At 60.3% G+C, this 24,266-nt stretch carries 25 protein-coding genes; 14 read left to right on the forward strand and 11 right to left on the reverse strand.

Features of this window, described 5'->3' with window-relative positions:
• Positions 1-104 precede the first annotated feature (104 nt).
• Entirely contained in the window at positions 105-515 is a 411-nt protein-coding gene (locus AC1DON_RS08440) for a hypothetical protein (protein WP_476934343.1), read from the reverse strand.
• A complete protein-coding gene (locus AC1DON_RS08445; RefSeq protein WP_476934344.1) occupies positions 512-1,444 on the reverse strand; it encodes a hydrogen peroxide-inducible genes activator in 933 nt (310 codons plus the stop codon). Before AC1DON_RS08445 ends, AC1DON_RS08440 begins: the two co-directional genes overlap by 4 nt.
• A 71-nt stretch (positions 1,445-1,515) precedes the next feature.
• Here AC1DON_RS08445 and ahpD point away from each other — a divergent pair, with 71 nt between their 5' ends.
• From ahpD to ahpF, 3 genes are all read left to right on the forward strand, one after another.
• A complete protein-coding gene (ahpD, locus tag AC1DON_RS08450) occupies positions 1,516-2,052 on the forward strand; it encodes an alkylhydroperoxidase, AhpD family (RefSeq protein ID WP_476934345.1) in 537 nt (178 codons plus the stop codon).
• A gap of 106 nt (positions 2,053-2,158) precedes the next feature.
• Positions 2,159-2,722: an alkyl hydroperoxide reductase subunit C gene (gene ahpC, locus AC1DON_RS08455; RefSeq protein ID WP_476934346.1), complete on the forward strand. Its 564-nt coding sequence runs from the start codon at positions 2,159-2,161 to the stop codon at positions 2,720-2,722.
• Between the two features lie 145 nt (positions 2,723-2,867).
• Complete coding sequence (gene ahpF / locus AC1DON_RS08460) at positions 2,868-4,454, forward strand: alkyl hydroperoxide reductase subunit F (RefSeq protein WP_476934347.1); 1,587 nt, start codon at positions 2,868-2,870, stop codon at positions 4,452-4,454.
• Positions 4,455-4,612: 158 nt separating this feature from the next.
• Here ahpF and AC1DON_RS08465 read toward each other — a convergent pair whose 3' ends face one another.
• The 5 genes from AC1DON_RS08465 to murI are packed head-to-tail and all read right to left on the reverse strand — an operon-like array spanning position 4,613 to position 7,527.
• Positions 4,613-4,894 (reverse strand): type II toxin-antitoxin system RelE/ParE family toxin, encoded by a 282-nt coding sequence (locus AC1DON_RS08465; RefSeq protein ID WP_476934348.1) that lies wholly within the window; start codon positions 4,892-4,894, stop codon positions 4,613-4,615.
• Positions 4,891-5,190 (reverse strand): type II toxin-antitoxin system RelB/DinJ family antitoxin, encoded by a 300-nt coding sequence (locus tag AC1DON_RS08470; RefSeq protein WP_476934349.1) that lies wholly within the window; start codon positions 5,188-5,190, stop codon positions 4,891-4,893. The genes AC1DON_RS08465 and AC1DON_RS08470 overlap by 4 nt, the downstream gene beginning before the upstream one ends.
• A gap of 53 nt (positions 5,191-5,243) precedes the next feature.
• Complete coding sequence (locus AC1DON_RS08475) at positions 5,244-6,161, reverse strand: TraB/GumN family protein (protein ID WP_476934350.1); 918 nt, start codon at positions 6,159-6,161, stop codon at positions 5,244-5,246.
• Positions 6,162-6,193: 32 nt separating this feature from the next.
• A complete protein-coding gene (locus tag AC1DON_RS08480; RefSeq protein ID WP_476934351.1) occupies positions 6,194-6,658 on the reverse strand; it encodes a GNAT family N-acetyltransferase in 465 nt (154 codons plus the stop codon).
• A complete protein-coding gene (gene murI / locus AC1DON_RS08485) occupies positions 6,658-7,527 on the reverse strand; it encodes a glutamate racemase (RefSeq protein ID WP_476934352.1) in 870 nt (289 codons plus the stop codon). Before murI ends, AC1DON_RS08480 begins: the two co-directional genes overlap by 1 nt.
• Before the next feature lie 132 nt (positions 7,528-7,659).
• Here murI and AC1DON_RS08490 point away from each other — a divergent pair, with 132 nt between their 5' ends.
• A complete protein-coding gene (locus tag AC1DON_RS08490) occupies positions 7,660-9,771 on the forward strand; it encodes a M3 family metallopeptidase (RefSeq protein ID WP_476934353.1) in 2,112 nt (703 codons plus the stop codon).
• 124 nt (positions 9,772-9,895) lie between these two features.
• Here AC1DON_RS08490 and AC1DON_RS08495 read toward each other — a convergent pair whose 3' ends face one another.
• On the reverse strand, positions 9,896-10,471 hold the full coding sequence (locus tag AC1DON_RS08495; RefSeq protein WP_476934354.1) for a helix-turn-helix domain-containing protein: 576 nt from the start codon (positions 10,469-10,471) through the stop codon (positions 9,896-9,898).
• Between the two features lie 215 nt (positions 10,472-10,686).
• On the opposite strand from AC1DON_RS08495, the gene dapF reads away from it, so the two are divergent.
• The 5 genes from dapF to AC1DON_RS08520 all read left to right on the forward strand — a co-directional run bounded on the left by dapF (position 10,687) and on the right by AC1DON_RS08520 (position 15,245).
• Positions 10,687-11,520 carry a diaminopimelate epimerase gene (gene dapF / locus AC1DON_RS08500; protein WP_476934355.1) on the forward strand — a complete coding sequence of 278 codons (834 nt, stop codon included), beginning with the start codon at positions 10,687-10,689 and terminating at the stop codon, positions 11,518-11,520.
• Positions 11,517-12,794, forward strand: coding sequence for a tRNA (N(6)-L-threonylcarbamoyladenosine(37)-C(2))-methylthiotransferase MtaB (gene mtaB / locus AC1DON_RS08505; RefSeq protein ID WP_476934356.1), 1,278 nt, complete (start codon positions 11,517-11,519; stop codon positions 12,792-12,794). Before dapF ends, mtaB begins: the two co-directional genes overlap by 4 nt.
• Positions 12,795-12,803: 9 nt before the next feature.
• Entirely contained in the window at positions 12,804-13,757 is a 954-nt protein-coding gene (gene ftsY, locus AC1DON_RS08510) for a signal recognition particle-docking protein FtsY (protein WP_476934357.1), read from the forward strand.
• On the forward strand, positions 13,754-14,467 hold the full coding sequence (locus tag AC1DON_RS08515; protein WP_476934358.1) for an inner membrane-spanning protein YciB: 714 nt from the start codon (positions 13,754-13,756) through the stop codon (positions 14,465-14,467). Before ftsY ends, AC1DON_RS08515 begins: the two co-directional genes overlap by 4 nt.
• 103 nt (positions 14,468-14,570) lie before the next feature.
• Positions 14,571-15,245 carry a MarR family winged helix-turn-helix transcriptional regulator gene (locus tag AC1DON_RS08520; RefSeq protein ID WP_476934359.1) on the forward strand — a complete coding sequence of 225 codons (675 nt, stop codon included), beginning with the start codon at positions 14,571-14,573 and terminating at the stop codon, positions 15,243-15,245.
• Positions 15,246-15,344: 99 nt separating this feature from the next.
• Here AC1DON_RS08520 and AC1DON_RS08525 read toward each other — a convergent pair whose 3' ends face one another.
• Positions 15,345-15,626, reverse strand: coding sequence for a hypothetical protein (locus AC1DON_RS08525; RefSeq protein WP_476934360.1), 282 nt, complete (start codon positions 15,624-15,626; stop codon positions 15,345-15,347).
• Positions 15,627-15,858: 232 nt separating this feature from the next.
• Between AC1DON_RS08525 and pbpC the strand changes: the two genes are divergently transcribed.
• Together pbpC and AC1DON_RS08535 are read left to right on the forward strand one after the other, a co-directional pair.
• Positions 15,859-17,955 carry a penicillin-binding protein 1C gene (pbpC, locus tag AC1DON_RS08530; RefSeq protein WP_476934361.1) on the forward strand — a complete coding sequence of 699 codons (2,097 nt, stop codon included), beginning with the start codon at positions 15,859-15,861 and terminating at the stop codon, positions 17,953-17,955.
• Between the two features lie 88 nt (positions 17,956-18,043).
• On the forward strand, positions 18,044-19,156 hold the full coding sequence (locus AC1DON_RS08535; protein WP_476934362.1) for an alpha/beta hydrolase: 1,113 nt from the start codon (positions 18,044-18,046) through the stop codon (positions 19,154-19,156).
• 3 nt (positions 19,157-19,159) lie between these two features.
• On the opposite strand, the gene AC1DON_RS08540 is transcribed toward AC1DON_RS08535, so the two are convergent.
• Together AC1DON_RS08540 and AC1DON_RS08545 are read right to left on the reverse strand one after the other, a co-directional pair.
• Entirely contained in the window at positions 19,160-19,927 is a 768-nt protein-coding gene (locus AC1DON_RS08540; protein WP_476934363.1) for a polysaccharide deacetylase family protein, read from the reverse strand.
• 2 nt (positions 19,928-19,929) lie between these two features.
• Positions 19,930-21,585 (reverse strand): MFS transporter, encoded by a 1,656-nt coding sequence (locus tag AC1DON_RS08545; RefSeq protein WP_476934364.1) that lies wholly within the window; start codon positions 21,583-21,585, stop codon positions 19,930-19,932.
• A gap of 410 nt (positions 21,586-21,995) precedes the next feature.
• Between AC1DON_RS08545 and AC1DON_RS08550 the strand changes: the two genes are divergently transcribed.
• The 3 genes from AC1DON_RS08550 (at position 21,996) to AC1DON_RS08560 (ending at position 24,183) form a co-directional block, all read left to right on the forward strand.
• Positions 21,996-22,262: a hypothetical protein gene (locus AC1DON_RS08550; RefSeq protein WP_476934365.1), complete on the forward strand. Its 267-nt coding sequence runs from the start codon at positions 21,996-21,998 to the stop codon at positions 22,260-22,262.
• A gap of 89 nt (positions 22,263-22,351) precedes the next feature.
• Positions 22,352-22,972, forward strand: coding sequence for a carbonic anhydrase (locus AC1DON_RS08555; protein WP_476934366.1), 621 nt, complete (start codon positions 22,352-22,354; stop codon positions 22,970-22,972).
• A gap of 305 nt (positions 22,973-23,277) precedes the next feature.
• On the forward strand, positions 23,278-24,183 hold the full coding sequence (locus AC1DON_RS08560; protein WP_476934367.1) for an aldo/keto reductase: 906 nt from the start codon (positions 23,278-23,280) through the stop codon (positions 24,181-24,183).
• The last annotated feature ends 83 nt before the right edge of the window (positions 24,184-24,266 follow it).

A 24,266-nucleotide genomic window follows, 5' to 3' on the forward strand; every position in this document is an offset into this window, starting at 1 on the left:
TATTCCGCACGCGTATCTTCTGACAATTTACCCCTCACCTTGGCGCTGCGCGCCTTTCCTCTCCCCTCAAGCGGGGAGAGGAGACGTCTTACCGGCTGGAGGGCTTATTTTGTGCGGGTAACCGTGCCGTTGAAGCTGCATGTCGCGCCGTGATAGGCGCCACAGTCGCCGGCTTCGACCACGGTCAGGGTATTGCCCGCCTTGCGGATATTGATCGTGCAGGTCAGCGCCGGCTCCGGATGCAGGATCAGTTGCAGTTCGTTTTCAGACAGTGCGTTGCTCACCAGTCCGCCTTCGACGACGCCGAGATCGCCCGCACAGCCGTCTGTGGCCGCTTCGATCAGTGTCACCTCGTGCGTGGCGTCGATGCGGACGATCAGATCGCCGGAATATTTGCCGGCCCATGTGTCCTGAACGGGAGGCGGGGCGGCTGAAACCGGTTCAGGTGCGGGGGCTTCCTTGGGCTTGGAGCAGGCACACAGCAGGAGCAGCGGGACAAGGATGAGACGTTTCATGCGGCGGCCTCTTCCGGTTCGGCTTTCTTGAGATGTTGCGCCAGCAGGCGCGCTTCGGCGGCGCGGCTCGATCCGGCGCGCCATACGACGACGATATCGCGCCAGGCGTGGTCGGATTTCAGCGGACGCACGGAAATCTCATCGCTGCGCGCAAGGCCGGCTTCGACCGCCATGGCGGGCAGTAATGAGACGCCAAGGCCCGACCCGACCATCTGCACCAGCGTATTGAGCGAGGTGGCGGCAAACCCGCCGTTCTGCGAACCCAGTGTCTCGATCCCGCCGCCTGGATTGTTCCAGGTGCAGGCCGCCAGGGCGTGATCGCGCAGGCAGTGGCCGTCTTCAAGCAGGATCAGCTCTTCGTTTTTCAGGTCTTCCGGGGCGATACGTTCTTCGTGCGCGAGGCGGTGGTTGAGCGGCGTGGCGGCGACGATGGCGTCCTTACAGATAAAGGCGCAGTCGAGCCCTTGAAGGTCGTAGGGCAGGGCGATAACGGCGGCGTCCAGCGCGCCGGATTTCAGCGCCGCGATCAGCCGCGCCGTCTGGTCTTCGCGCAGGAACAGCCGCAGGTCCGGGAATGCCTCGCGGATCTTCAGCAGCGCCTTCGGCAGCAAAAACGGCGCGACCGTCGGAATAACGCCCAAACGGAAGCGGCCCGTCAACGGCCGGTTGGCGCCACGCGCCGCTTCGACCAGGTCTTCGGTGCGCGCAAGGATGTCTTCGGCGCGTTTCAGCGTTTCTTCACCGACCGCTGTCAGGATGACCTGGCCGCGCGACCGATCGACCAACCGCGCGCCCAAAGCCTTTTCCAGTTCGGCTATGCCCGATGACAGGGCCGGTTGTGACACGAAGGCCTTCTCGGCCGCGGCCATGAAGCTCTTATGCTCGGCAAGCAGCTTTAGATATTGCAGTTGGCGTAAGGTGGGCAGCATGGCTTGAATATAGGCCGAACCGTCATAAATTCAATTTATAGATTTCGCTGAAATACGAAACTGGAGTTCGCATGTCGATCGACGCCCTGCAATCGCTCATCCCTGCCTATGGTCAGGACCTGTCGCGCAACCTGACCGTCCTGCTAGCCGAAACCTTTTTGAACGAACAGCAGAAGTGGGGCACGTTTCTGGCCTCGGCGCATGCCATCGGTGTGCCGCAAGTCGTGCGCAACGTCGAAGCGGCGGCCGCAGTCGTCCTGTCGCCCGAAGCGGTCAATGCCGCTAAGACCGCTTCGGCGATCATGGCGATGAACAACGTCTATTACCGTGCCCTGCACCTGATGGAGAACCGCGAATACCAGACTCTGCGTTCAGGTCTGCGCATGAACCTGCTGACCAATCCGGGCGTCGACAAGCTGGACTTCGAGCTGTGGTCGTTTGCCGTGTCGGCGATCAATGGCTGCGCGGTATGTATGGATAGTCACGAAAAGGTGTTACGCGATCACGGCATTTCGGATGTCCAGGTCCAGACCGCATTGCGTATAGCGGCGACCGTCAACGCCATTTCGGCCGTTGTCCGCGCCGAAGCAGCACTCATCGCAATATAAGAAAAATCTATACAAAAATAAAATAAAACAGATTTGCCTTATTGTGCGCCATGAGCGAATGTCCGCGGCGTCGGACCCGACTCACAACTTGCTAAGGAGATATTTCATGGGCCTCATCAACACCACCATCAAGCCGTTCAAAGCCACTGGCTTCAAGGAAGGCAAGTTTATCGACGTCACGGACGCCGACCTGAAGGGCAAGTGGTCGATCTTCTTCTTCTATCCGGCCGACTTCACTTTCGTCTGCCCGACCGAGCTGGAAGATCTGGCTGACAACTACGACACCTTCCAGAAGCTGGGCGTTGAAGTCTACAGCGTCTCGACCGACACGCACTTCTCGCACAAGGCCTGGCACGACACGTCGCCGGCCATCGGCAAGATCAAGTACACCATGCTGGGCGATCCGTCGGGCGTCGTGACCACCAACTTCGATGTCATGCGCGAAGGCGTTGGCCTGGCTGACCGCGGCACCTTCCTGGTCGATCCGGACGGCGTCATTCAGTTTTCGGAAGTCACTGCCGAAGGCATCGGCCGTAATGCTTCGGAACTGCTGCGTAAGGTGAAGGCCGCGCAATACGTCGCTTCGCACCCCGGCGAAGTCTGCCCGGCCAAGTGGGAAGAGGGTGAAAAGACCCTGGCCCCGTCGCTTGACCTCGTCGGCAAGATCTAATGACTAAGTCATGGGGGGAGCAAGCTCCCCCCATGTACCCCCCTCATTCTCCTTATGCGGGCTTTCGTAGCGCATGACGCTGCAAAACAAACAAGAGCCCGCATATGGACAATGATTTTCCCTAAAGTTTCAAAGGAGTACAGCCATGCTTGACGCGGGTATGAAGACTCAACTGAAAGCCTATCTCGAAAACCTGCGCATGCCGATCGAACTGGTGGCGTCTGTCGATGACGGCCCAAAGTCGCGCGAACTGCTCGAACTGCTGAACGACATCGTTGCGGCATCGGACAAGGTGTCGCTGAAGACCGATGGCTCGGACGCGCGCAAGCCGTCCTTTGCCATCGTTCGTCCGGGTACGGATATTTCGGTCACCTTCGCCGGCCTGCCGATGGGCCACGAGTTTACGTCGCTGGTTCTTGGCTTGCTGCAAGTTGGGGGTCACCCGCCGCGCGTCGAGGCCGATATCATCGAACAGGTCAAGGCGCTGGAGATCGACAGTGAACTGCGGTTCGAAACCTACTTCTCGCTGTCGTGCCAGAACTGTCCTGACGTGGTTCAGGCGCTGAATCTGATGAGCGTGCTGAACCCCAGGATCAAGCACGTCGCCATCGACGGCGCCCTGTTCAAGGACGAGGTCGAAAAGCGCCAGATCATGGCGGTGCCGACCGTCTTGTTGAACGGCGAAGTCTTTGCGCAGGGCCGCATGGGCGTGGAAGAGATCCTGGCCAAGGTCGATACAGGCGCGCAAACGCGTGAAGCGGCGAAGATCGATGCCAAGTCGGAGTTTGACGTTCTGGTCGTCGGCGGCGGTCCTGCCGGCGCTTCGGCCGCCATCTATGCCGCACGTAAGGGCATCCGCACTGGCGTCGTCACTGAACGCTTTGGTGGCCAGGTGCTCGACACGATGGATATCGAAAACTTCATCTCGGTGTCGCGTACCGAGGGACCAAAGCTCGTCGCAGCCCTCGAACAGCACGTCAAGGACTACGAAGTTGAAATCATGAACCTGCAAAAGGCTGTTCAGCTGATCCCGGCCGCAACGCCCGACGGCCTGACCGAGGTCAAGCTCGAAAGCGGCGCCTCTGTCAAAGCCCGCACTGTCATCCTGTCGACAGGGGCCCGCTGGCGCCAGATGGGTGTGCCGGGCGAAGCCGAGTATCGCAACAAAGGCGTGGCCTACTGCCCGCACTGCGACGGTCCGCTGTTCAAGGGCAAGCGCGTGTCGGTCGTTGGCGGCGGCAATTCGGGCGTCGAAGCGGCTATCGACCTGGCCGGCCTGGCTTCGGAAGTCACGCTGCTGGAGTTCGCGGCCGAGCTGCGTGCCGATGCGGTCCTGCAACGCAAGCTCTACAGCCTGCCGAATGTCCGTGTGCTGACGAATGCGCAGACAACCGAAGTTCTGGGCGATGGCAATAAGGTCATCGGCCTGACCTACAAGGACCGTATCCACGAGACGGTGCACACGATCGACCTGGAAGGTATCTTCGTTCAGATTGGTTTGCTGCCGAACACCGAGTTCCTGAAGGGCACGATTGCCTTGTCAAAGCACGGTGAGATCGAGGTCAACGCCAAGGGTGAAACGTCTGTGCCGGGTGTATTTGCGGCCGGCGACTGTACGACCGTGCCGTACAAGCAGATCGTCATTGCCATGGGCGAAGGCTCGAAAGCCGCTTTGTCGGCATTCGATCACCTGATCCGCGTCTCGGCGCCGGTGGACATCGCTGCGGAGTAGGAAGGCCAGGGGTCACAGACCCCTTGACTCCGTAACTCGGTAGAGTCTAACCTATTGAATAACAAAAGACCGGGCACCCTTTGGGCGCCCGGTCTTTTGTTATATAAAGCGATTAAACGCTGTCGCATTCTGAGGTCCAGGAGGCTGTGCCTCCTGGTCTATCCTTCTGGCCATTCCATCGCGTGGTGAATAACGCGCAGGACCAGCACGGCGTCTTCATCTACGCGATAAACGACAGTGTAGGGATAGGCGACCAGCACAAGTTCGCGTGTCGCAGTTACTCGGCCCGGCCGGCCGCTTTCCGGAAATTCCGTAAGTCGATGCGTTTGCGTTTCGATAGCCTCATCGACGCGGAAAGCTGCGTGAATATTGTCCGCGGCGATGAACTCGAATATCCGGATGCGATCTTCAAGGGCGAGAGGTGACCACTCCAGTCTCACGCATCCCCCGCGCGTTTGAGTGCATCAGCTCGGACCTTTGCCATCCTGGCCTTGACCTCATCGTTGGACAGAGCCGGGCGAGGATCGTCCAAAGCCTCCTGCACCTTGGCGCGGAACCATGAGTCATAGGCATCTTGATCCACGGTCAGGCCTGCGGGCAATGCGCCTTCGTTGGCAATCCGAGTTAACAGGATGCGAACGGCGTCAGAAACCGTCAGGCCCATTTTTTCAAGAACGGCCCCAGCGCGATCTTTAACGTCTGAATCGACGCGGGTTTGAACAGGAACAGTCGCCATAGGACACCTCGCTGACACCGAGTGTATTGCAAATGCAATACGATGGCTAGCGCTTAGTCTTCCGGGCTTGTGACACTCACACCGCGCGCCCGCAACCTATCCAACGCGCCGCCTTTTCGCAGCCACGGCGACAGCGGAACGACAGCGATGGTCTTGCCCGGGCGGCTGAGCGCGGCATTGATGGCGAAAGCGGTGTCGCTGACCGACTGTTCAATAAGCGCGGAACCTTTGCCGGAGCCTTCGAGGCAATCGGCCAGGGCCGAGCCACGGTAATTGCCAAGGACGGTGCTCATGTCGCCGGTTGACCAGGCATTGGCCGAGGCCGGCAGTTTATCGAGCACGAAGTCGATATTGTCGAGCGTCCGGCGCATGCAATTGGTTTGCGCGGCCATGCTCATGGCGTTGACGTCCTTCAGGACGGGTTTGAGTTTGTAGCGGCCGAATGGCTTTACCGAGACGCCCTGACGGCGGGCGAGGCGAGTGATGGTGTCGGTGGGTTCATCCCCGGTAACACCGCGCCTTTCCAGCACTTCGCGACGCAGGCGGGCACCAGCCCAGACGGGTTTGTCGCGCTCGAAGTCTTTCACGGAAATACCGGCGCGCGCGGCCGTTGCGGTGTAGCGCGCGTAGAGATCAGTTGGTAGGACCTCTTTCAGCGTACGTTTTTCCGGCAAGCCCTTGCTCGACATCAGGCTGAGCATATCGCCGGTCGTGGCCTTGACGGCTTGCGGCACCATCAGGCCATTGGCGCCTTTGAGCGCATTCTCGATGCGGCGGGTGCGCCAGGTCTGCTTCTTCGGGAAGCTCGGCAGGACGCCGATGACGATGACCTCGGACTGCCCGCGGCGGAGACGCCACATGGCAGGACCCGACGCCTTGGCGGAGATGACGACGTCTTCGCTCCATACCTCCTGGGCGGCGGCGGGTATGGCGAACAGCAGGATTAGCGCAGTAATCAGACAACGGAGCATAGGCGCACCATAGGCTGGGTGTGTGACGCTTTTTATAAACGCCGTTCCATGAAAACGGAAAGCGGATCGGGTTTGTATTCGCCAAATGCGGGAATATTAACGAAACCGAAGCGCGCGTAAAGCCCAAGGGCCTCGGGCTGTGAAATGCCAGTCTCAAGCCGTAACACCGGCAGTTTCAGACGCCTGGCCTCATCGATGAGTGCCTCGAGAATGCGAATGCCCAATCTGTGGCCGCGCAAGGCGGGATCGACCCACATGCGCTTCAGTTCGCCGTAGCCGTCCGCGATCCGGATTGCGCCACAACCGACGGCCGCGTCCGCCCGCTCGACGATCAGGAAACGGATATCCGGCTGGCGAAGAGCATCGACGTCCAGCATGTGGTTGCTTTCGGCCGGATAAAGCGCCGCCATATAGGCGTCACTGGCCGTCAAAAGCGCGATGACGTCGTCGCGCTGCGGGTCACCGAAGGCAAAGCTCAGATCGTCTCCGCCATCCATCAGGCGGCTTGGCCCTTGGAGACGGCGCCGAAGGTCAGGGGTGCGCCCCAAAAGGCTTCGATCAGGGCCGACTGGCTGCGCGGCTCGCCGGTGGTCAGGAAGATGCGGCGGGCCGAAGTCCCGACATCGTATTCGGAGTGGCGCTCGACATACTGCCCCATCGCCCGGGCGACCGAAGGCGGCTGATGAATGATCGGTGTGCCGGCGGGCAGAGCTTCGCGGAACAGGTCGGCGACCAGCTCATAATGTGTGCAGCCCAGGATGGCGCGGTCGGGATAGCGGCCGATGCGCAGGCGCAAGGATTCCACATGGCCCTTGATTTTGGCAGCCAGGGCGTCACGCGGTGCTGCCTGCTCGATCATATCGGCCAGACCGGAACAGGCCTCGGTAAAGACGGCGATGTCCTGGCGGCGCTTGTCGATTTCGATTTCGTAGACGCGCGACCGGGCTGTGGCGACGGTGGCGAAGACGCCGATTACGTCCAGCTTCTCGATCTTTTCGCCGCGTCGTTCGGCTTCGTGTTCCCACGGCAGGCCGGTGGCGGCTTCGATGGTCGGCACGATAATGCCCAACACGTTGACTGGGCGCTTATAGGTTTTGCGGTACTGCGCCAGCCAGTTCGATTGCAGGCGGCGCAGGGCGACTGCGGACGCCGTATTGCACGCCAGGACGACCAGAGAGGCTCCGGCTTCGAACAGGGTCTCACAGCCCTCACGCGTCATCTCGACAATCTGCTCGCCGGACTTGTCGCCATAGGGGGTGTTGGCCTGGTCGGCGAGGTAGATGAAATCGGCCTGCGGCAAACGGTTGACAAGTGCGTGGTGGATGCTCAGCCCGCCCACGCCGGAATCGAAAACGCCAATGGCCATTGAAAGTCGTTCCAGAATGAACAATTGTTAATTAGGTGGACGCAAATATGCGCCTAGCTTGATCAATTACGCTTTTTGGCCCGTGCCGTAAACGCTGATCCTGTAACGTTTGCGACAAAATCCGGAGTTCCGATGTCCGACAATTCTATCGACCGCCGCACTGTTGTGGCCCTGATGGCCGCGACGGCCCTGACCCCCGCCGTGGCCGTGTCCGCGGAGAATGGCGCGGCGCTTTTGCTGACAGCGGAATGGCAGGGGCCGTATGGTGGCGTGCCGCCGTTCGACAAGGTCGACATCAAGACGTTCGAGGCTTCGTTCGATCAGGCGATTGCCTCGCAGCGCCAGGAAATCAACGCCATCACGGCGAATACGGCGCCCGCAACCTTTGATAACACCATCGTGCCCTATGAGCGCTCCGGTCAGGCCCTGGGTCGCGTATCGACCGTATACGGCATCTGGAGCGGCGGGCTGAATAATCCCGAACTCCAGGCCATGGGCAAGACCATCCAGCCGAAGCTGGCGGCGTTCTCGGATGAGATCAGTCAGAACCAGAAGCTCTTCAAGCGCGTGAAGTCGGTCTACGACAACAAGGCGCAGTTTAACCTGACGCCCGAGCAGGACCGCCTGCTGTGGCTGAACTATACCGGCTTCGTGCGCGCCGGTGCTGCCTTGTCGGCCAAGGACAAGAAGCGCGTTGCGGCGATCAATCAGGAACTGTCGCTGCTGTTCAAATCGTTCTCCGACAACCTGTTGCACGACGAAGAACAGGTGATGATCGTCAGCGAGGCCGATCTGGCTGGCGTACCGGATGGCGTCAAGGCGTCGATCAAGCGCTCCGATGGCACCTATGGTATCGCCAATACGCGTTCGGTCATGGAACCGGTGACGACCTTTGGCACCAACCGCGCTTTGCGTGAGAAGGTGTGGCGCGCCTATGTCAATCGCGGCGACAATGGCGATCAGTGGGACAACAATGCGACGATCAGCAAGATCCTGAAGCTGCGTTATGAGCGCGCGCGCCTGCGTGGCTATGAGACCCACGCGCACTGGCGTCTCGAAAACGCCATGGCCAAGACGCCTGAAAACGCCATGGCGCTGATGGAGGCTGTGTGGACGCCGGCCGTGGCGCGCGTCAAGGAAGAGGTGGCCGATATGCAGGCCATCGCCGACAAGGAAGGTGCCGGCATTACGATCGAGCCTTGGGACTATCGTTTCTACGCTGAGAAGGTGCGCAAGGCGAAGTACGACCTCGATGAGAATGAGATCAAGCCGTACATGCAGCTGGAAAAGCTCAGCGAAGGCATGATGTGGGCCGCCGGCCAGATCTATGGCTTTGAATTTACGCCTGTGACCGACGTGCCGGTCTTCCATCCGGACGTGCGGGTGTGGAAGGTGACGCGCAATGGCAAGGCCAATGGCCTGTTCTACTTCGATCCGTATGCTCGCGCGGGCAAGCGGTCCGGCGCCTGGATGAATGCCTATCGCAGCCAGCAGCGCATGGACGGCAAGGATATCCTGCCGCTGGTGTCGAACAATTCCAACTTCGTAAAGGCCGCGCCGGGCGAGCCGATCCTGATTTCCTGGGATGACGCAACGACGCTGTTCCACGAATTCGGCCACGCCATCCACGGCCTGTCGTCGAACGTCACCTATCCGTCGTTGTCGGGTACGTCGGTGGCGCGTGACTATGTCGAGTTCCCGTCGCAGCTCAATGAGCACTGGCTGCCAACCAATGAGGTGCTGTCGCGCTTTGCCACACACTATAAGACCGGCGAGGCTATGCCGCAGGCTCTGCTCGACAAGATCAAGAAGGCCGATACCTTCAACCAGGGCTTTGCGACGGTCGAGTATCTGTCGTCGGCCCTGATCGACATGAAGTATCACCTGGCCGGTGGCGCCGATATCAATGCCGATACGTTCGAGCGTGAGGAACTGACCAAGCTGGGCATGCCGAAGGAAATCGTCATGCGCCACCGTTCGCCGCAGTTCGCGCACGTTTTCTCGTCGGATGGCTATTCGGCGGGCTATTACAGCTATCTTTGGTCGGACACGCTGACGGCCGATTGCGCCGAAGCCTTTACCGAGGCTGGCGGTTTCTACGACAAGGCTGTGGCCGATCGCCTACAGAAACACGTGCTGAGCGTCGGCAATACGATCGATCCGGCGGATGGCTATCGGGCGTTCCGCGGCCGCGATCCGAACCGCGATGCCTTGATGCGCAAGCGGGGATTTCCGGTAACGTAACGGGGTTTGGGGCCTGCGGCCCCAAGTCTTCCCTGCTCCAACATAAAAGCCCCGCCCTTTTAAGGGGGCGGGGCTTTTATGTTGGAAAAGAAAAGGTTTGTGGGGTCGCGGACCCCAAACCCCATTAGTTTCGGGTCTCGACTGTTTGCATGCGCGTAGCGTCATCAAGGAAGTCAAAGCGGCAAAGCGTGGTGGGAAATTGTTGTGGGTGGCCTTCCTGCCAGAACAGCATCCCATGTTTTTCGGCTAAAGAGTTGATTTCACTTACTTGCTCGAGCCAATTGCTCCATGAGGTTTCGGGCTGATACCTGAATTCGTAGGGCCAATCTTGACCTTCGCGAAGCATCTCCAAAAGCCTGCTGGCACCGTATGTAGGCGTCATACCGTTAGCAATATTGAATAGAGCATATCGCCAGCCACCTGGAATTCGCATCCCTGTGTCACGCTCCCACTTTTCAACTGCTTGAGGCGTTAAGCCTAGTTTGCGAGCCAGCTCAGAGCGCGACAAGTTAAGCTTTTGTCGGAAAGCGATAATCTCTATAGAGGATAAAGGATTTTCACCCATATCTTGCATGACATCGACCATATGAAATTTACAACTTAGTTGGTTATATTTACAACTGAGTTGTAAGTCAAGCGTGACGGAAAAATTCGACGGTTCGAGTTTCAGCCGGCTTTCGTCTAATTCATCGACTCTCACGAACTTCGAGTTCGGCGAGTTTGCGGTAGACGTCGCCAAATCGCTCAATGCTTTTCAGGTGTGCCTTCTGCACTTTGCTTAACGTGATTTGGCTGGAAGAAGGTGTGAATGTTCTGGGTGTCTTTGGCATGGCAATTACTCTGAAGCGCAATAGTTGATACGCTAAAGCGTCATAAAGTTCTACCTTTAGCCCGATTTTGCACTATATAGCCCCCATGAACCGTCCGTTTCTCAAGATGAACGGGCTCGGTAACGACTTCATCGTCGTCGATGCCCGCCAGAACGCCTTTGCTCCCGCGCCCGATCAAATCCGCGCGTGGTCCGACCGCGCGTCCGGCGTTGGTTTCGACCAGCTCATCGCGATTGAAGACAGCACAGATGGCGACGCCTTTATGCGCGTGTGGAATGCCGACGGTGGCACGGTCGAAACCTGCGGCAATGCCCTGCGCTGCGTCGCCTGGGTGCTGAACCGCGACACACCGGACCGGATGCTGAAGATCAACACCTTGGGTGGGTTGACGCGGGCTAATATCCTGCGCGCCGATGACACAACCGGCACGGCTAGCGTCGATATGGGCACGCCGCGCCTGAACTGGCAGGACATTCCGCTGTCGGAAGAGATGGACACGCTGCGTCTGGAGCTTCAGGTCGGGCCGATCGACAATCCGCTCTATCATACGCCCTGCGCCGTCTCGATGGGCAATCCCCACGTCGTCTTCTTTGTCGATGATATCGCCAAGGTCGATGTCGCCCCCACCGGTTCGCTGATTGAAAACCACCCGCTCTTCCCGGAAGGTGTGAACGTCGAGTTCGCGCAAATCCTCGACCGCGAAACCATCCGTATGCGCGTCTGGGAACGCGGCTCCGGCATCACCCAGGCCTGCGGCACCGGCGCCTGCGCCACCCTGGTGGCAGCCGCGCGTCGTGGCCTGACGGAACGCTCAGGCACCGTCATCATGGACGGTGGACCACTGCACATCGCCTGGGCCGAAAACGACCACGTCATCATGACCGGGCCGGTCGAGCTTGAGTTCACGGGTGAGCTGTGAGCGACGATAGTAAGCCAATTTCAAGCGTAGATGTGGTCACCTTCGGGTGCCGCCTGAATTCCTATGAGAGCGAGGTCATCCGCAAGACCGCTGCCGACGACGGCCTGCAAGACGCCATCATCTTCAACACCTGTGCCGTCACCGGCGAAGCGGTGCGCCAGGCGCGCCAGGCTATCCGCCGTGCCCGCAAGGAAAACCCCGACCGCAAGCTGATCGTCACCGGCTGCGCGGCCCAGACCGATCCCGGCATGTTCGCCGAAATGACCGAGGTCGATTTCGTCATCGGCAATGCCGACAAGCAGAGGAAGGGCGCCTATGCACTGACGGCCGACAGTGCCCGTGTCGTCGTCAATAACGTCTTTTCGGTCAAGGAAACCGCGGGCCACCTGATCGATGGCCTGAAGGACCGCGCCCGCGCCTTTGTCGAGGTCCAGAACGGCTGCGATCACCGCTGTACCTTCTGCATCATCCCCTATGGCCGCGGCAATTCGCGCTCGGCCGCCGCCGGCGATATCATCAGCCAGACGGAAAAGCTGGTGGCGCAGGGCTATAACGAAATCGTCCTGACCGGCGTCGACCTGACGTCGTGGGGCACGGACCTGCCGGGCACGCCGCAACTGGGCCATCTGGTCGCGCGTATCCTCAAGCTGGTGCCGGACCTGAAGCGCTTGCGCCTGTCATCCATCGATGCCGCCGAAATCGACGAGACCCTGCTGCGTGTCTTTGCCGACGAAGAGCGCCTGGCGCCCTATCTGCACCTGTCCTTGCAACACGGTGACGATCTGATCCTTAAGCGCATGAAGCGCCGCCACCTGCGCGACGACGCCATCAAGCTGGTTGAGACTGTCCGCGCCATTCGTCCGGACATCTCCTTCGGTGCCGACATGATCGCCGGCTTCCCGACCGAAACCGAAGAGCACTTCGCCAATGCCGTGGCCCTGGTTGACGACTGCGACCTCAGCTTCCTGCACGTCTTCCCGTATAGCCCGCGCCCGCAGACCCCGGCGGCCAAGATGCCGCAACTGCCGCGTCCGCTGATTAAGGAGCGCGCCGAACGCCTGCGCGCCAAGGGGACGGAGGCACTGACCCGCCACCTCAACCGCCAGACCGGCCGCACACTAAACTGTGTTGTCGAAAAGCCTGGTTTCGCGCGCGCCGCCGACTTTACCGAGGTCGTGTTTGAAGGTCATGCAGTGCCCGGACAATTGGCCGACATTGCCATCACCGGGCACGACGGCAAGCACGCCATTGGAAACTTAGACAAACTGGGCTAAACGCCGATCATGGCTGAAGAAAAGAAAAAAGGTTGGTTCCAGCGGCTGACCGACGGTCTGTCGAAGACCTCGCAAAACCTGACCGAGCAGGTGACCCAGGTCTTCGTTCAGAAGGAGGCGCTGAATGACGCCGACCTGGAAGAACTCGAAGACCTGCTGATCGAAAGCGATCTGGGTCCGGCGGTCGCCGCCACCATCGCGCAGAAAATGTCGCAGGCGCGTTTCAACTCCGCCAAGGACTCGACGGCCGTGCGCACGGTGCTGGCCGATGCCCTGGCCGACGAACTGGTTGGCCACGAAGGCACTTTCGATCCCCTTTCCGGCCCCAAGCCCTATATCGTCCTGTTCGTCGGGGTGAACGGATCGGGCAAGACGACGACGCTGGGCAAGATCGCCGCCTCACTAACGCGTAAAGGCGCCAAGGTGCTGATCGTCGCCGGTGACACCTTCCGTGCTGCCGCCGTCGAGCAGCTGAAGGTGTGGGCACAGCGCGCCAAGGCTGATTTCATGGGCCGCAAGACGGGGGCCGATGCGGCGGGGCTCGCCTTTGACTCGGTCACCAAGGCGAAGGAAGAAGGCTACGACGTCGTCCTGATCGACACCGCCGGCCGCTTGCAGAACAAGCAGGCGCTGATGGACGAACTGCTCAAGATCGTCCGGGTGATCAAACGGATTGATCCGGAGGCCCCGCATGAGACCCTGCTGGTGCTCGACGCGACGGTTGGCCGTAATGCGCTCAGCCAGGAGCAGATTTTCGGCCGCCAGGCGTTTGTCTCCGGGCTGGTCATGACCAAGCTGGACGGTACGGCCCGAGGGGGTATCCTGATCCCAATCGCCAAGGCCTCCGACGCCCCGATCAAGCTGATCGGTGTCGGTGAGGACATCGAAGACCTGCACGATTTCAAGGCGCGCGACTTTGCCCGTTCGATGGTCGGACTAGAGCCCGTTGGAGACAGTCAATGACCGAGAAGCCGACCGAAGAGCAATTGGTCGCCGCGACCGAAGCCACGGACAAGGCGACGGAAAAGCTGATGGAGACGGCGCTCAAGGCCGATCCGGAACTGGCGATCAATCCGACGCAACCCAAGCAGAACTGGATCAAGACCGGGGTCGATTACGGTCCTTTGCTGGCCTTTGGCGCGGCGTTTTTAGCCGCAAAGGTTTTGAAGCTGGGAGCTGATCCCACGCCTTTGATTTACGCAGCGGGCGCTTTAGCCGTGACCTCGATCATAGCGGTAATTGTCGGGTTCGCCTTCGAGAAGCGCATTGCCTGGATTCCGCTGGTCGCAGCGGTCATTACTATTCCGTTTGCGATCCTCACGGTGGTTTTCAAGGATCCGATTTTCATCAAGATCAAGATGACTATCGTAAATGTTCTGATTGCAGGCGTATTGCTGGGCGGTGTAGCCTTAAAGAAGCAGCCCTTGAAGGCCGTTATTGGTGAGGCGCTCAACCTTCGTGAGGAGGCGTGGCCAAAGCTGACTGTTTATTACGCCCTGTTCTATCTCGCGATGGCAGCGATCAACGAATTCATCTGGCGCACCCAGACCGATAGTGTTTGGACGATCTGGAAAATGGTGTCGATCGTCGGTGGGCCGGTCGTTTTCTCCATAGCGCTTCTGCCTTTCCTGATGAAAAACATGGTGTCAGCGGAAGGCCCGGCGGCCAAATAATCCGTACCCGGATGGAAATGTCGCAAAAATGTTGTATTTGTCTGTCATGGTGCAAATGAGATTTTAGTTTTGCGCGTTTGACCCAGCTATGACAGGGCGTCACATGAAGAAGTCAAAACAGGGCGATACATCGTCTACCCGTGCATTGTTCGAGGATTCGCCCTCGCACCTTTTGCACCGCGTTCTGCAAATCGCACTCGATATCTATAATGCCGAAGCCGGTGAGGGCGCGCTGACCCAGCGTCAGTACGCGGTCCTGAAGGCGCTGGACGGCACCGAAGGCCTGTCACAGACCGACCTGGTTCGTTTGACCGGCATCGATCGCTCGACCCTGGCCGATCTGGTCGCGCGTATGCTGACCAAGGGGCTGCTGAAGCGCGAACGCTCCACCACAGACGCCCGCGCCAACCTGGTTCAGATCGACGAAGGCGGCGCCGCCGCTCTGGCGGACATGGAGCCGCGTGTCGTCGCCGCCGACGGCAAGATCCTGGCCCTGTTGTCGCCACCCAAGCGCGACAGCTTCGTCAAGCTGCTGCGCAAGATTACCTCGGCGCGCGAAGCCGAACTAAGCGGCGAACCGGTTGCCCGTAAGGAGCATTCCGACGCGCAGAAGGTTGCCCGTGCCGAAAAGAAGGCGCGCAAGAAGGGTCACAAGAAGGACGATGGCAAGAAGCTGGCCAAGAAGATTAAGAAGCTGCCGATGCCGGCCATGTCCGAAGGCGCCAGTGGTCAGGTCGAAAGCGACCCTGTGACCGCGCCAGTGGCCGTGGCTGAGTAGGACTTTCTCTTGCCGCGCTCTTTATCCGAAACGCAGTTCGACGCAGCCAAAACCGCTTCACACTTTTGACTGCGTCGAACTGCGTTTCGGAAAGCGCCTTTAGACCACGATATTTAGGAAAGACCCCGGCCGTCTCAGCGGCTGGTTGGGGTCCACGCTGGCTGGCGTCGGATTGGAAACCGGCGCAGCACGCGCGATATCGGCTGCCGTATAGGTCGCCGGCGTGATCTTGGGCTCGGTTACTTGCTGGAAAAAGGCGCGTTGTGCCTGAAGCGCACTCGTAAAGCCGTTTTGCTGCGCGGGTGCTTGCGCAGCCGGGCGCGGCGCCGCTTGCGGCGTGTTCAGCAGTTGGGCGAGGGACGGACGAATCTCTGTAGCCATGGCCGCACACTGCACCAAATCAGGTATTTAAATGGTTAATGGCGGTTAAATACATCCTTCTCCCTGTTTGCGGGGAGAAGGTGGTCCGAAGGACCGGATGAGGGGCAAACTATTTCCGCAAGCGCAACTTTGTTCAAAATGCCCCTCACCCCAACCCTCTCCCCGTAAACGGGGAGAGGGGGCTAAATTGCGACCTTGACACGAACGACCAAAAAACGAGACGGTCCTGCCTGTGAAATTCCAGCCGGACAAATATATCGCACCACTCGTCAAAACCCTGATCGGGGTCTTGGCGGCGCAAGTCGTGCTGGCTGCCGTCAACCTCGTCCTGCCGCCGGATATGACACGGGCCAAAGAGGCGTCGGCCGTGGCGCTCGACCGTAATGGCGCGTGGCTCAGGGCCCTGCCGGTCGAAGACGGGCGCTGGCGTATCCGGGCCGACCTCGATCGTACCGATCCGGCCTTTGTCCACAACCTGCTGAGGGTCGAGGATGAGCGCTTTCATCTGCATCCCGGCGTCGACGGTGCGGCGGTGGTCCGCGCGCTTTTGTCGAACATCCACGCCGGCAATATCGTTTCTGGTGGCTCAACGATCACCATGCAGACGGCGCGCCTGTTGTCGCCGCATCCGCGCGACTACGGCAACAAGGCGCTGGAAGCCTTGCGCGCCCTGCAACTGGAACTTCGCTATTCAAAGCGCGAAATTTTGTCGATCTACCTGTCGCTGGCGCCGTACGGCGGCAATCTCGAAGGTGTGCGTGCCGCTTCGCTGAGCTATTTTGGGCATGAGCCGGAAAGCCTGACGCTCGGCGAGCAGGCCCTCCTTATTTCGCTTCCGCAAGCGCCCGAAGCGCGCCGCCCCGATCGGCGCCCGCAAGCCGCACGCAATGGCCGCGACGACGTCCTGCGCCGCCTGGAACGCGCCAATGCCGCCGGTAGCGCCCTGATCGACGAAGCGATCAACGAACCTCTGCCCGCGCGGCGTTTTGCCTTTCCAGCCGTGGCCTGGCACGCCGCCGGACGATTGGCACACGACGCCAGGGGCTTGCAACCGACTGTACTGACGACGATCGACGCCGACCTGCAAAAGCGGCTGGAACTGATGGCGGCAGCGACGGCACGGCAACAAGGGCCAAGCAGTTCCGTGGCCATTCTGGTCGTCGATATCAAGACGCGCGGCGTGCGCGCCAGCGTCGGCTCAGGCGGTCTGGATCGGCCGGGCGGCTGGGTGGACATGACGCGCGCTTTGCGGTCGCCGGGCTCGGCGCTGAAACCCTTTGTCTATGGCTTCGGCTTCGAGGACGGCGTTATTGCACCCGACACGCGGCTGATGGACGTGCCGACGCGCTTTGGCGACTATCAGCCTGAGGATTTCGAGCGCGTCTTCCACGGCGAGGTGTCGGTCAAGGAAGCGCTGATCAATTCGTTGAATGTCCCGGCTGTGGCCGTGCTCAATCGCGTCGGGCCGGAAGCCTTCGAGGGGCGGCTGGAGGCGGCGGGCGTCAAGCTGGTGCGGCCGAAGTCGCGGCTGAAGCAGGCGGGCCTGGCCCTGGCGCTGGGTGGCAACGGCATCCGGCTCGACGATCTGGCGCTATTGTATACGGCGCTTGGCGATCACGGCGTTGCCAAGCCACTGGCCTATACCCTGGCTGAGGAGCGCAGCCGCGCGCGTGACGGCGGTAGCCGGCTGATGCGTGCCGAAGCCGCCGACAAGGTGATCGACATCCTGCGCGAAACACCGCCACCGGCAGGGCGCCTGCCGGGACCGTTGATGCGCGCCGGCAATCGTCCGGCCTTCAAGACCGGCACCTCCTACGGTTTCCGCGACGCATTGGCGGTGGGTGTCGCCGGGGGTTACGTGGTCATGGTGTGGACCGGACGGCCGGATGGCGGCGCACGCGCCGACCAGACCGGCCGCGAAGCCGCAGCGCCGCTTTTGTTCGACGTCTTCGACCAGATCTATACGCCGTCGCAATTGCCGAAGGCGCTGACGCCAAACGGCGCTCCGCAGGCGCTCAGGGTGTTGGATTCCCAGGACACCAAGGCTTCGATCCTGTTTCCGCCCAAGGGCGCCACCGTCTATGTCGAGCGCATAGGCGGCGGACAATCAGGCTTGAAACTGGCGCGGCCGCTGAAACTGTCGGCGCACGGACAAAGGCCGGTTAACTGGTATGTTGACGGCAAGCCGGTCCTGGAAGACGCCAATGGCGAATTCAGCTGGGCGCCAGCAGCGGAGGGCTTCTACGACCTAACCGTGGTGGATGCGCTGGGCCAGAGGGATCGCAGCCGGGTCCGGATCGTGGCGATCGACGGCGCCCGACCGGAGTAACGCCGATATCGCCGGTTGACCCTGTCGCTGGGCGGTCGTAGCCTCCACCGACACACGCGCGGCAAGACGCTTTCGACGGGGACAACAGATGAGATTGCGATATTGGCTTGCGGCCAGCCTGTCTGTGCTGCTGACGTCTGGATCGGCCTATGCGGTGCCGGAAAGACCGCCGGTGCCGGTGCGGGACCCGTTGGCGCCGGACTTTGTCACGGCGACCGAGTTGCCGGATGGCATGGCTCAGCCTGCCGACAAGAATGGCAACTTCATTATTGGCCCCACCCACACGCCCGCGCCGGAAATGATGGTCTCGGCGGATGCGCTGCAGGGCACAATCCATACCTTTACGATGAGCTCGGCGGACAGCAGGATTTATCCCGGCATAGCCCGGGACGCCGATACGTTCGGCACGGTCGACCCGACAGATCCGGCAAAACTGATCGTCACGACCAGCCGCCCGGCGCCCTATACGCGCAAGGTCACGGTCTACGTGCCGAAACAGTATGTGCCGGGCACACCAGCGCCCTTCATTGTCGGTGCGGATGGCCCTGACATGCTCCTGTTCACGGCGCTCGACAGCCTGATCGCGCAAAAACGCGTGCCGGCGATGATCGCTATTTCAATCGGCAATGGCAGCGGCGACGCCCAGGGCAGCCAGCGCGGGCTGGAATACGACACCATGTCGGGGCTGTACGCCGAGTTTGTCGAGACCGAAGTGCTGCCGCTTGTCGAAAAGCAGTACAATGTGCGGCTGACACGTGATCCTGACGGCCGGGCGACCATGGGCACCAGCTCGGGCGGTTCCGCAGCCCTGATCATGGCCTGGTATCGCAATGACCTCTATCACCGCGTACTGACCTATTCGGGGACCTTCATCAACCAGCAATGGCCGTACGATCCGAAGACGCCGCACGGCGCCTGGGGCTTCCATGAAACCCTGATCCCTAATTCCCCGGTCAAGCCGATCCGGCTGTGGCTCGAGGTCGGTGACCGCGACTTCCTGAATCCGAATGTCATGCGCGACGACATGCACGACTGGGTGGCCGCCAACGAAAACATGGCGAAGGTGCTGGCCGCCAAGGGCTATCGCTATCAGTTCGTCTTCGCGCGCAATGCCGGTCATGGCGACCGTGCCGTCAAGCAACAGACCCTGCCCAATGCGCTGGAGTGGCTGTGGAAGGACTACAAACCCTCCGGCAAATAAGCTTCAGTGCGTGACGACGTAATCCATCACGTCCTGAAATGTCCCGACCCAGATATCCGGGTCGCTGCGCAGATAGTCGACCAGTTCCTGATGCGCTTCGGCGGACACGGACAGGTATTCGCCGCCGACGCCGTGGAACACCAGAATGCTCAGGCCGCCGGCATCCTCGACGCGCTTGACATGGGCGATCAGCTCGGCGCTGTCAGTCGAGCCGGAGGCGGGGATGTTGAGTGGGTCGATCGCGGCGGCATCCGTGATGATGGAAGCGTCCAGATCGCCGCCATTACGGGCGTACTTCACCAGACCTGAACGCCGCAGGGCATCCCGGTAGTCCTGACCGCCGACAAGCGTCTGGGCGCAAGGATAGGCCAGGTTGCGCGGCTTTTTACCGTCGATGGCATTCAGCGCGCTGTTCATTGTGGCAATTTCGCCGAGAATCCGCTGTTGCGTATAGGTGTCGGTGGCGTTTTGCCGTCCGGGCAGGATGGCCAGCGGGCAGGGGTGGGTTTCGGTGTGATTGCCTAGCTCATGACCGTTCTGACTGACGGCCCGCCAGCGCAGAAGATCCGTGGGGGCCTTCATATTCAGAAAGAAGGTGCCTTTCAGGCCTGCTTCGTCGAGCTGTGGGAGCGCATTGTCCAGTTGTGACGTCATGGTGTCGTCATAAGTCAGGACGATGGCGGCCTTTTTGCCGGCCGGCCACTGTATGGGCTCGGCCGCCGCTGGCAAGGCCAGCAACACAAGTGCTGAGACAAAGGCGAATTTCAACATCGTCACTCCACCGTATGCAGGTCGCGGCCCTTGGTTTCTTTCATGAAGATCAGCGCCACCACGACTGCCAGGGCGCCGGTGATGACCGGATACCACAGGCCATAATAGATATTGCCGGCGCCGGCGACCATGGCGAAGCTCAGGGCCGGTTGCAGTCCGCCGAACCAGCCGGTGCCGATATTGTACGGCAGGCTCATGGCCGTATAGCGCACGCGGGTCGGGAACATCTCGACCAGGGCCGAGGCCATTGGGCCATAAAGCGCAGTGGCGGCAAAAGCGAAGACGCACAGTACGGCGAACATGGCCCACAGATTGGCCTTTTTCGGATCGGCTTTTTCGGGGTAGCCGGCGGCCGTGAGTGCCGCCTTGATCTCGGTGGTCGCCTTGGCGCGCAACGCCTTGACGCCAGCCTTGTCCTGGCCTGCGCCAGAGTCGATCGCGATGCGCTGGCCGCCGATTTCGACGACAGCCGTCGCCGTGCCGGCTGCGGCCGCCTGGCTTTCGTAGGGAACGCCGACATTGGACACGACGCTCTTGGCCAGGTCACAGGCGGTGGTGAATTGCGCCGTGCCGGTCAGGTCAAACTGGAAAGTGCATTGCGCCGGGTCGGCGACAATATGCACTGGCGCCGTGCGATAGGCGGCATCGAGATCGGGATTGCCGAATTTGAGCAAGGCCTGGAAGCCTGGGAAGAAGGTCAGGCAAGCCAGGGCAATACCGAAGATCATCACCGGCTTGCGGCCCAACTTGTCCGACAGGCGGGCAAACAGGATATAGAGGGGCGCCGACACCAGGGTCATGCCGATGATCAGCGTGTCCTTTTGCGAAGGATCGAGGCGAACCATCTTTTCCAGGAAGACCTGGGTATAGAAGAAGCTGGTGTACCAGACGACACCCTGGGCGGTCATGAAGCCGAAGAGCGCAATCAGCATGCCTTTCAGGTTCGACCACTTCGTGAATATTTCCGACAGGGGCGACTTGGCGATCTGGCCCTGGTCGTGCAGCGCCTTGAAGGCCGGGCTTTCGGCCGTCTTGGCGCGGATATAGACGCTGACGATCAAAAGGCCTGTCGAGATAAGGAAGGGAATGCGCCAGCCCCAGTCAGCAAAGGCGGGCTCGCCGATGCTCTTGCGCGTGACCAGGATGACGGCCAGGGCGGCGATCAGGCCGAAAGCGGCACTGGACTGAATCCAGCTGGTATAGCCGCCGCGCTTGTCGGGCGGGGCATGCTCGGCGACATAGATGGCCGCGCCACCATATTCACCGCCCAGCGCAAAGCCCTGAACGACGCGCAGGGCAACCAGCAGGATAGGGGCCAGCGGTCCGGCCTGGGCATAGGTCGGCAGACACCCGATCAGGATAGTGGCGATACCCATGACCAGTATGGTCCACAGGAAGGTGCCCTTGCGGCCCTTCTTGTCGCCGATATGGCCAAAGACAAGCGCGCCGACCGGGCGGGCAATGAAGCCGACGGCAAAGGTCAGGAGCGTCAGGATGGTGCCAAGCGTGCCGGACACGCCTGCATAGAAGTTCTGGGCAATGATGCTGGTCAGGGCGCCGAAGATAAAGAAATCGTACCATTCGAAGGTCGTGCCGGCGGCCGATGCCGCCACAATGGTCCTGAGGCCGCTATCCGCGCCCTTTTCCTTATCAGCCATAAGCTGGTTCCCTGTTCTGCCTTGCCTGTATTCAGGCATTACCCTGTTACGGCATTTGACCCAAAGGCAGCCAATTGACAAGGTTCTTGATGGTTTCGGGGGAAAGGAGAGGGGGAGAAAAAGGCCGCCCTCCATCCTGGACAATCAATGGATGGAGAGCGGCAGAACAAGCCAGACTGCATTCGAGGGTGGTGAGGGGGATACAACCCGAATCATGCAATCGTTTTCAATTTGACGTGCATTTGTGAACAAATCAACAATAAAGCGAAGTGCCGGTGGTAAATATCGCGTTTTAGGCGTAAAGCGCTGGAAAGCGTTGTGCTAAAATCGTTTTATGGCGATAGTCACGCCGAAGATGGCCGGCCGTTGACATTAAACTATGTGGCGGCGCATCGCTCCAGGGGGTTGTCATGAAGTTTTCCGAACCGGTTCGTGCGCCTGAAGGGCTGAGCACCTACGCCAGGGTCAATCGCGTCCGCCCCGTGCACCTGCTGATCACCGTATTCGAGGCGCTGCTGGCGCTGCTGGGCGTCATCGTGCTGGTACTGCTGGTCCGTTACGGCTCGTTCGAAGCGGCCGGCCGGGCCATTGATGGCGCTGTCGGCTGTGTTCATGGCCAGGTGACCAAGCTGCTGGGCGGCAAGACTGACCCTGCCAAGGATACGCATTCGATCTGAGGGCTTGCCATCTGGAGAGCTTGCCACATAAGACTTGATTGGCAGGGGCCGCCGGTCCATAAGACGCCGCGTTTTGTGCGGAGTTGGACATGCTGGACGACCTGATCGAGAACAATCGCCGTTGGGCACGGGAAAAGACCCAGGTCGATCCCGATTTCTTCAAACGCCTGGTCCGGCAGCAATCACCGGAATATTTCTGGATCGGTTGCGCCGACAGCCGCGTGCCGGCGAATGAAATCGTCAATCTTGATCCCGGCGAGATGTTCGTTCACCGCAATGTCGCCAACCTGGCGCCGCCGCAGGATGCCAACTATCTCAGCACACTGCAGTATGCCGTTCACGTCCTTAAGGTGAAGCACGTGCTGGTCGTAGGCCATTATGGCTGTGGCGGTGTGCGCACGGCGATCGAGTCGGAGGATCACGGGCTGATCGATCACTGGCTGACGCCGATCCGCGATGTCGCTCATACGCATAAACATGAGCTGGATGCCTGTCCCAGCCTGTCGGCCAAGGTCGATCGCTTGTGCGAGTTGAACGTGACGGCGCAGGTGCGCAATGTCTCTACCAACCCGATCACGGTGGGAGCGTGGCGGTCGGGCCAGTCCCTGACGATCCATGGCTGGGTCTATGAGCTGAGCACTGGCCTTGTGAATGACTTAGGGATCAGCGTCGGAAGTGTGGAAGAGCGCGAGACGCTGTTTGGAATCTAAAGCGATATGTCGAAAAGTGTGCAGAGGTTTTAGCTGCGCCGAACGTTGTTTCGACTAAATATCGCGACTCTCAATGTCTTAAAGACTTATCCACACTTTGGCAGGATTATGCACTTCGCACCGGCGGTACGGTGGGGTAAAAGGCTTCTTTTCCGGTCAAGCGTTTACTATTCCTAACAGCATTTTAATAAAAATTAACGCGCCGCCACACCGGTTTTTTATTTCCCGTCAGAGGTTCGTTAAGACTTACCCGCCAAACTGAAGCCACCTTATGGTTAAGGTTTTCGGTTAAGGCTACGCCCCGTATGGTTGCGACTTTAGGTCTTGGTACAGCACAGTTCGGCCGTGATTACGGCATCTCGAACACACGCGGTCGTGTGGGCGAGGAAGAGGTGCGTCAGATCCTGAGCCTGGCCGGCGACTGCAAGATCAAGCACATCGACGCCGCCCATTATGATGGCGATATCGAACGGATTCTGGGCCGCTGCTGGCCATTTCCATCGCCTTTCAAACCGCAGGTCCGGACCTTGCGTCTGGAAAAAGGTCTCGACTGGCTAGAGTCGCGTCTGCGCCGCTCCGTCGATCATATGGGGCTGGTACGGGTGCATTCGGCCCTGGTCGATTCCGCTGAAGATCTGACGGGGCCCGAAGGCGACGCCCTGTGGGAGCGTCTCGAAAAGCTGAAGGCCGAAGGGCTGATCAACAAGATCGGGATTTCCGCGACCTACAAGGACCAGCCGCTGCTGCTGGCCCGCCGTTTCAAGCCCGATGTCGTCCAGGTGCCATGTTCGATCCTCGATCAGCGCCTGGTGCACAATGGCGATATCAACGCCATGGCCGAGATGGGCATCGAGGTTCAGATTCGCTCGGTCTTCCTGCAAGGTCTGCTGTTCCTGCCGCGCGAGTCGCTGCCGGGCAATCTGGTGGCCATCGGTCCGCACCTGTCGAAGGTCCGCCGGATCATGATGGAGCAGGGCGCCGATCCGCTGCACGCGGCCTTGAGTTTTGCATTGAACCTGAGCGGGGTATCGACGGTTGTGGTCGGTGTGACTTCGGCCGCAGAGCTGCGCGCGATTATCGCGGCATCGGAGCGCAAGGCGCCGAAGCTGAACTGGGACGCCATGGCGCTGAATGATGATATCGCGCTGGATCCGGCGCAGTGGTACGCCGATCTGGGGGATGTCAGCCGTCGGTTGATCCGGGTGGCTTAAAGGATTTGCAGGGGGCGCGGACCCCTGCACCCCGTAACGCGACGGTGTTTAATCATTTCAATAACAAATAGCCGGGCCCCTTA

The sequence above is a fragment of the Asticcacaulis sp. P4_H10 genome (assembly GCF_056400965.1).

Excerpts from the sequence above, each read along its gene's own strand:
- AC1DON_RS08535 (WP_476934362.1), top strand. The coding sequence starts at position 18,044 with ATGAGATTGCGATATTGGCTTGCGGCCAGCCTGTCTGTGCTGCTGACG.
- AC1DON_RS08445 (WP_476934344.1), bottom strand. The coding sequence starts at position 1,444 with ATGCTGCCCACCTTACGCCAACTGCAATATCTAAAGCTGCTTGCCGAG.
- ahpD (WP_476934345.1), top strand. The coding sequence starts at position 1,516 with ATGTCGATCGACGCCCTGCAATCGCTCATCCCTGCCTATGGTCAGGAC.
- dapF (WP_476934355.1), top strand. The coding sequence starts at position 10,687 with ATGAACCGTCCGTTTCTCAAGATGAACGGGCTCGGTAACGACTTCATC.
- AC1DON_RS08515 (WP_476934358.1), top strand. The coding sequence starts at position 13,754 with ATGACCGAGAAGCCGACCGAAGAGCAATTGGTCGCCGCGACCGAAGCC.
- AC1DON_RS08480 (WP_476934351.1), bottom strand. The coding sequence starts at position 6,658 with ATGGATGGCGGAGACGATCTGAGCTTTGCCTTCGGTGACCCGCAGCGC.
- AC1DON_RS08545 (WP_476934364.1), bottom strand. The coding sequence starts at position 21,585 with ATGGCTGATAAGGAAAAGGGCGCGGATAGCGGCCTCAGGACCATTGTG.
- AC1DON_RS08525 (WP_476934360.1), bottom strand. The coding sequence starts at position 15,626 with ATGGCTACAGAGATTCGTCCGTCCCTCGCCCAACTGCTGAACACGCCG.
- AC1DON_RS08490 (WP_476934353.1), top strand. The coding sequence starts at position 7,660 with ATGTCCGACAATTCTATCGACCGCCGCACTGTTGTGGCCCTGATGGCC.
- AC1DON_RS08550 (WP_476934365.1), top strand. The coding sequence starts at position 21,996 with ATGAAGTTTTCCGAACCGGTTCGTGCGCCTGAAGGGCTGAGCACCTAC.
- murI (WP_476934352.1), bottom strand. The coding sequence starts at position 7,527 with ATGGCCATTGGCGTTTTCGATTCCGGCGTGGGCGGGCTGAGCATCCAC.
- ftsY (WP_476934357.1), top strand. The coding sequence starts at position 12,804 with ATGGCTGAAGAAAAGAAAAAAGGTTGGTTCCAGCGGCTGACCGACGGT.
- AC1DON_RS08540 (WP_476934363.1), bottom strand. The coding sequence starts at position 19,927 with ATGTTGAAATTCGCCTTTGTCTCAGCACTTGTGTTGCTGGCCTTGCCA.
- AC1DON_RS08475 (WP_476934350.1), bottom strand. The coding sequence starts at position 6,161 with ATGCTCCGTTGTCTGATTACTGCGCTAATCCTGCTGTTCGCCATACCC.
- AC1DON_RS08555 (WP_476934366.1), top strand. The coding sequence starts at position 22,352 with ATGCTGGACGACCTGATCGAGAACAATCGCCGTTGGGCACGGGAAAAG.
- ahpF (WP_476934347.1), top strand. The coding sequence starts at position 2,868 with ATGCTTGACGCGGGTATGAAGACTCAACTGAAAGCCTATCTCGAAAAC.
- AC1DON_RS08470 (WP_476934349.1), bottom strand. The coding sequence starts at position 5,190 with ATGGCGACTGTTCCTGTTCAAACCCGCGTCGATTCAGACGTTAAAGAT.
- AC1DON_RS08440 (WP_476934343.1), bottom strand. The coding sequence starts at position 515 with ATGAAACGTCTCATCCTTGTCCCGCTGCTCCTGCTGTGTGCCTGCTCC.
- AC1DON_RS08520 (WP_476934359.1), top strand. The coding sequence starts at position 14,571 with ATGAAGAAGTCAAAACAGGGCGATACATCGTCTACCCGTGCATTGTTC.
- ahpC (WP_476934346.1), top strand. The coding sequence starts at position 2,159 with ATGGGCCTCATCAACACCACCATCAAGCCGTTCAAAGCCACTGGCTTC.
- AC1DON_RS08560 (WP_476934367.1), top strand. The coding sequence starts at position 23,278 with ATGGTTGCGACTTTAGGTCTTGGTACAGCACAGTTCGGCCGTGATTAC.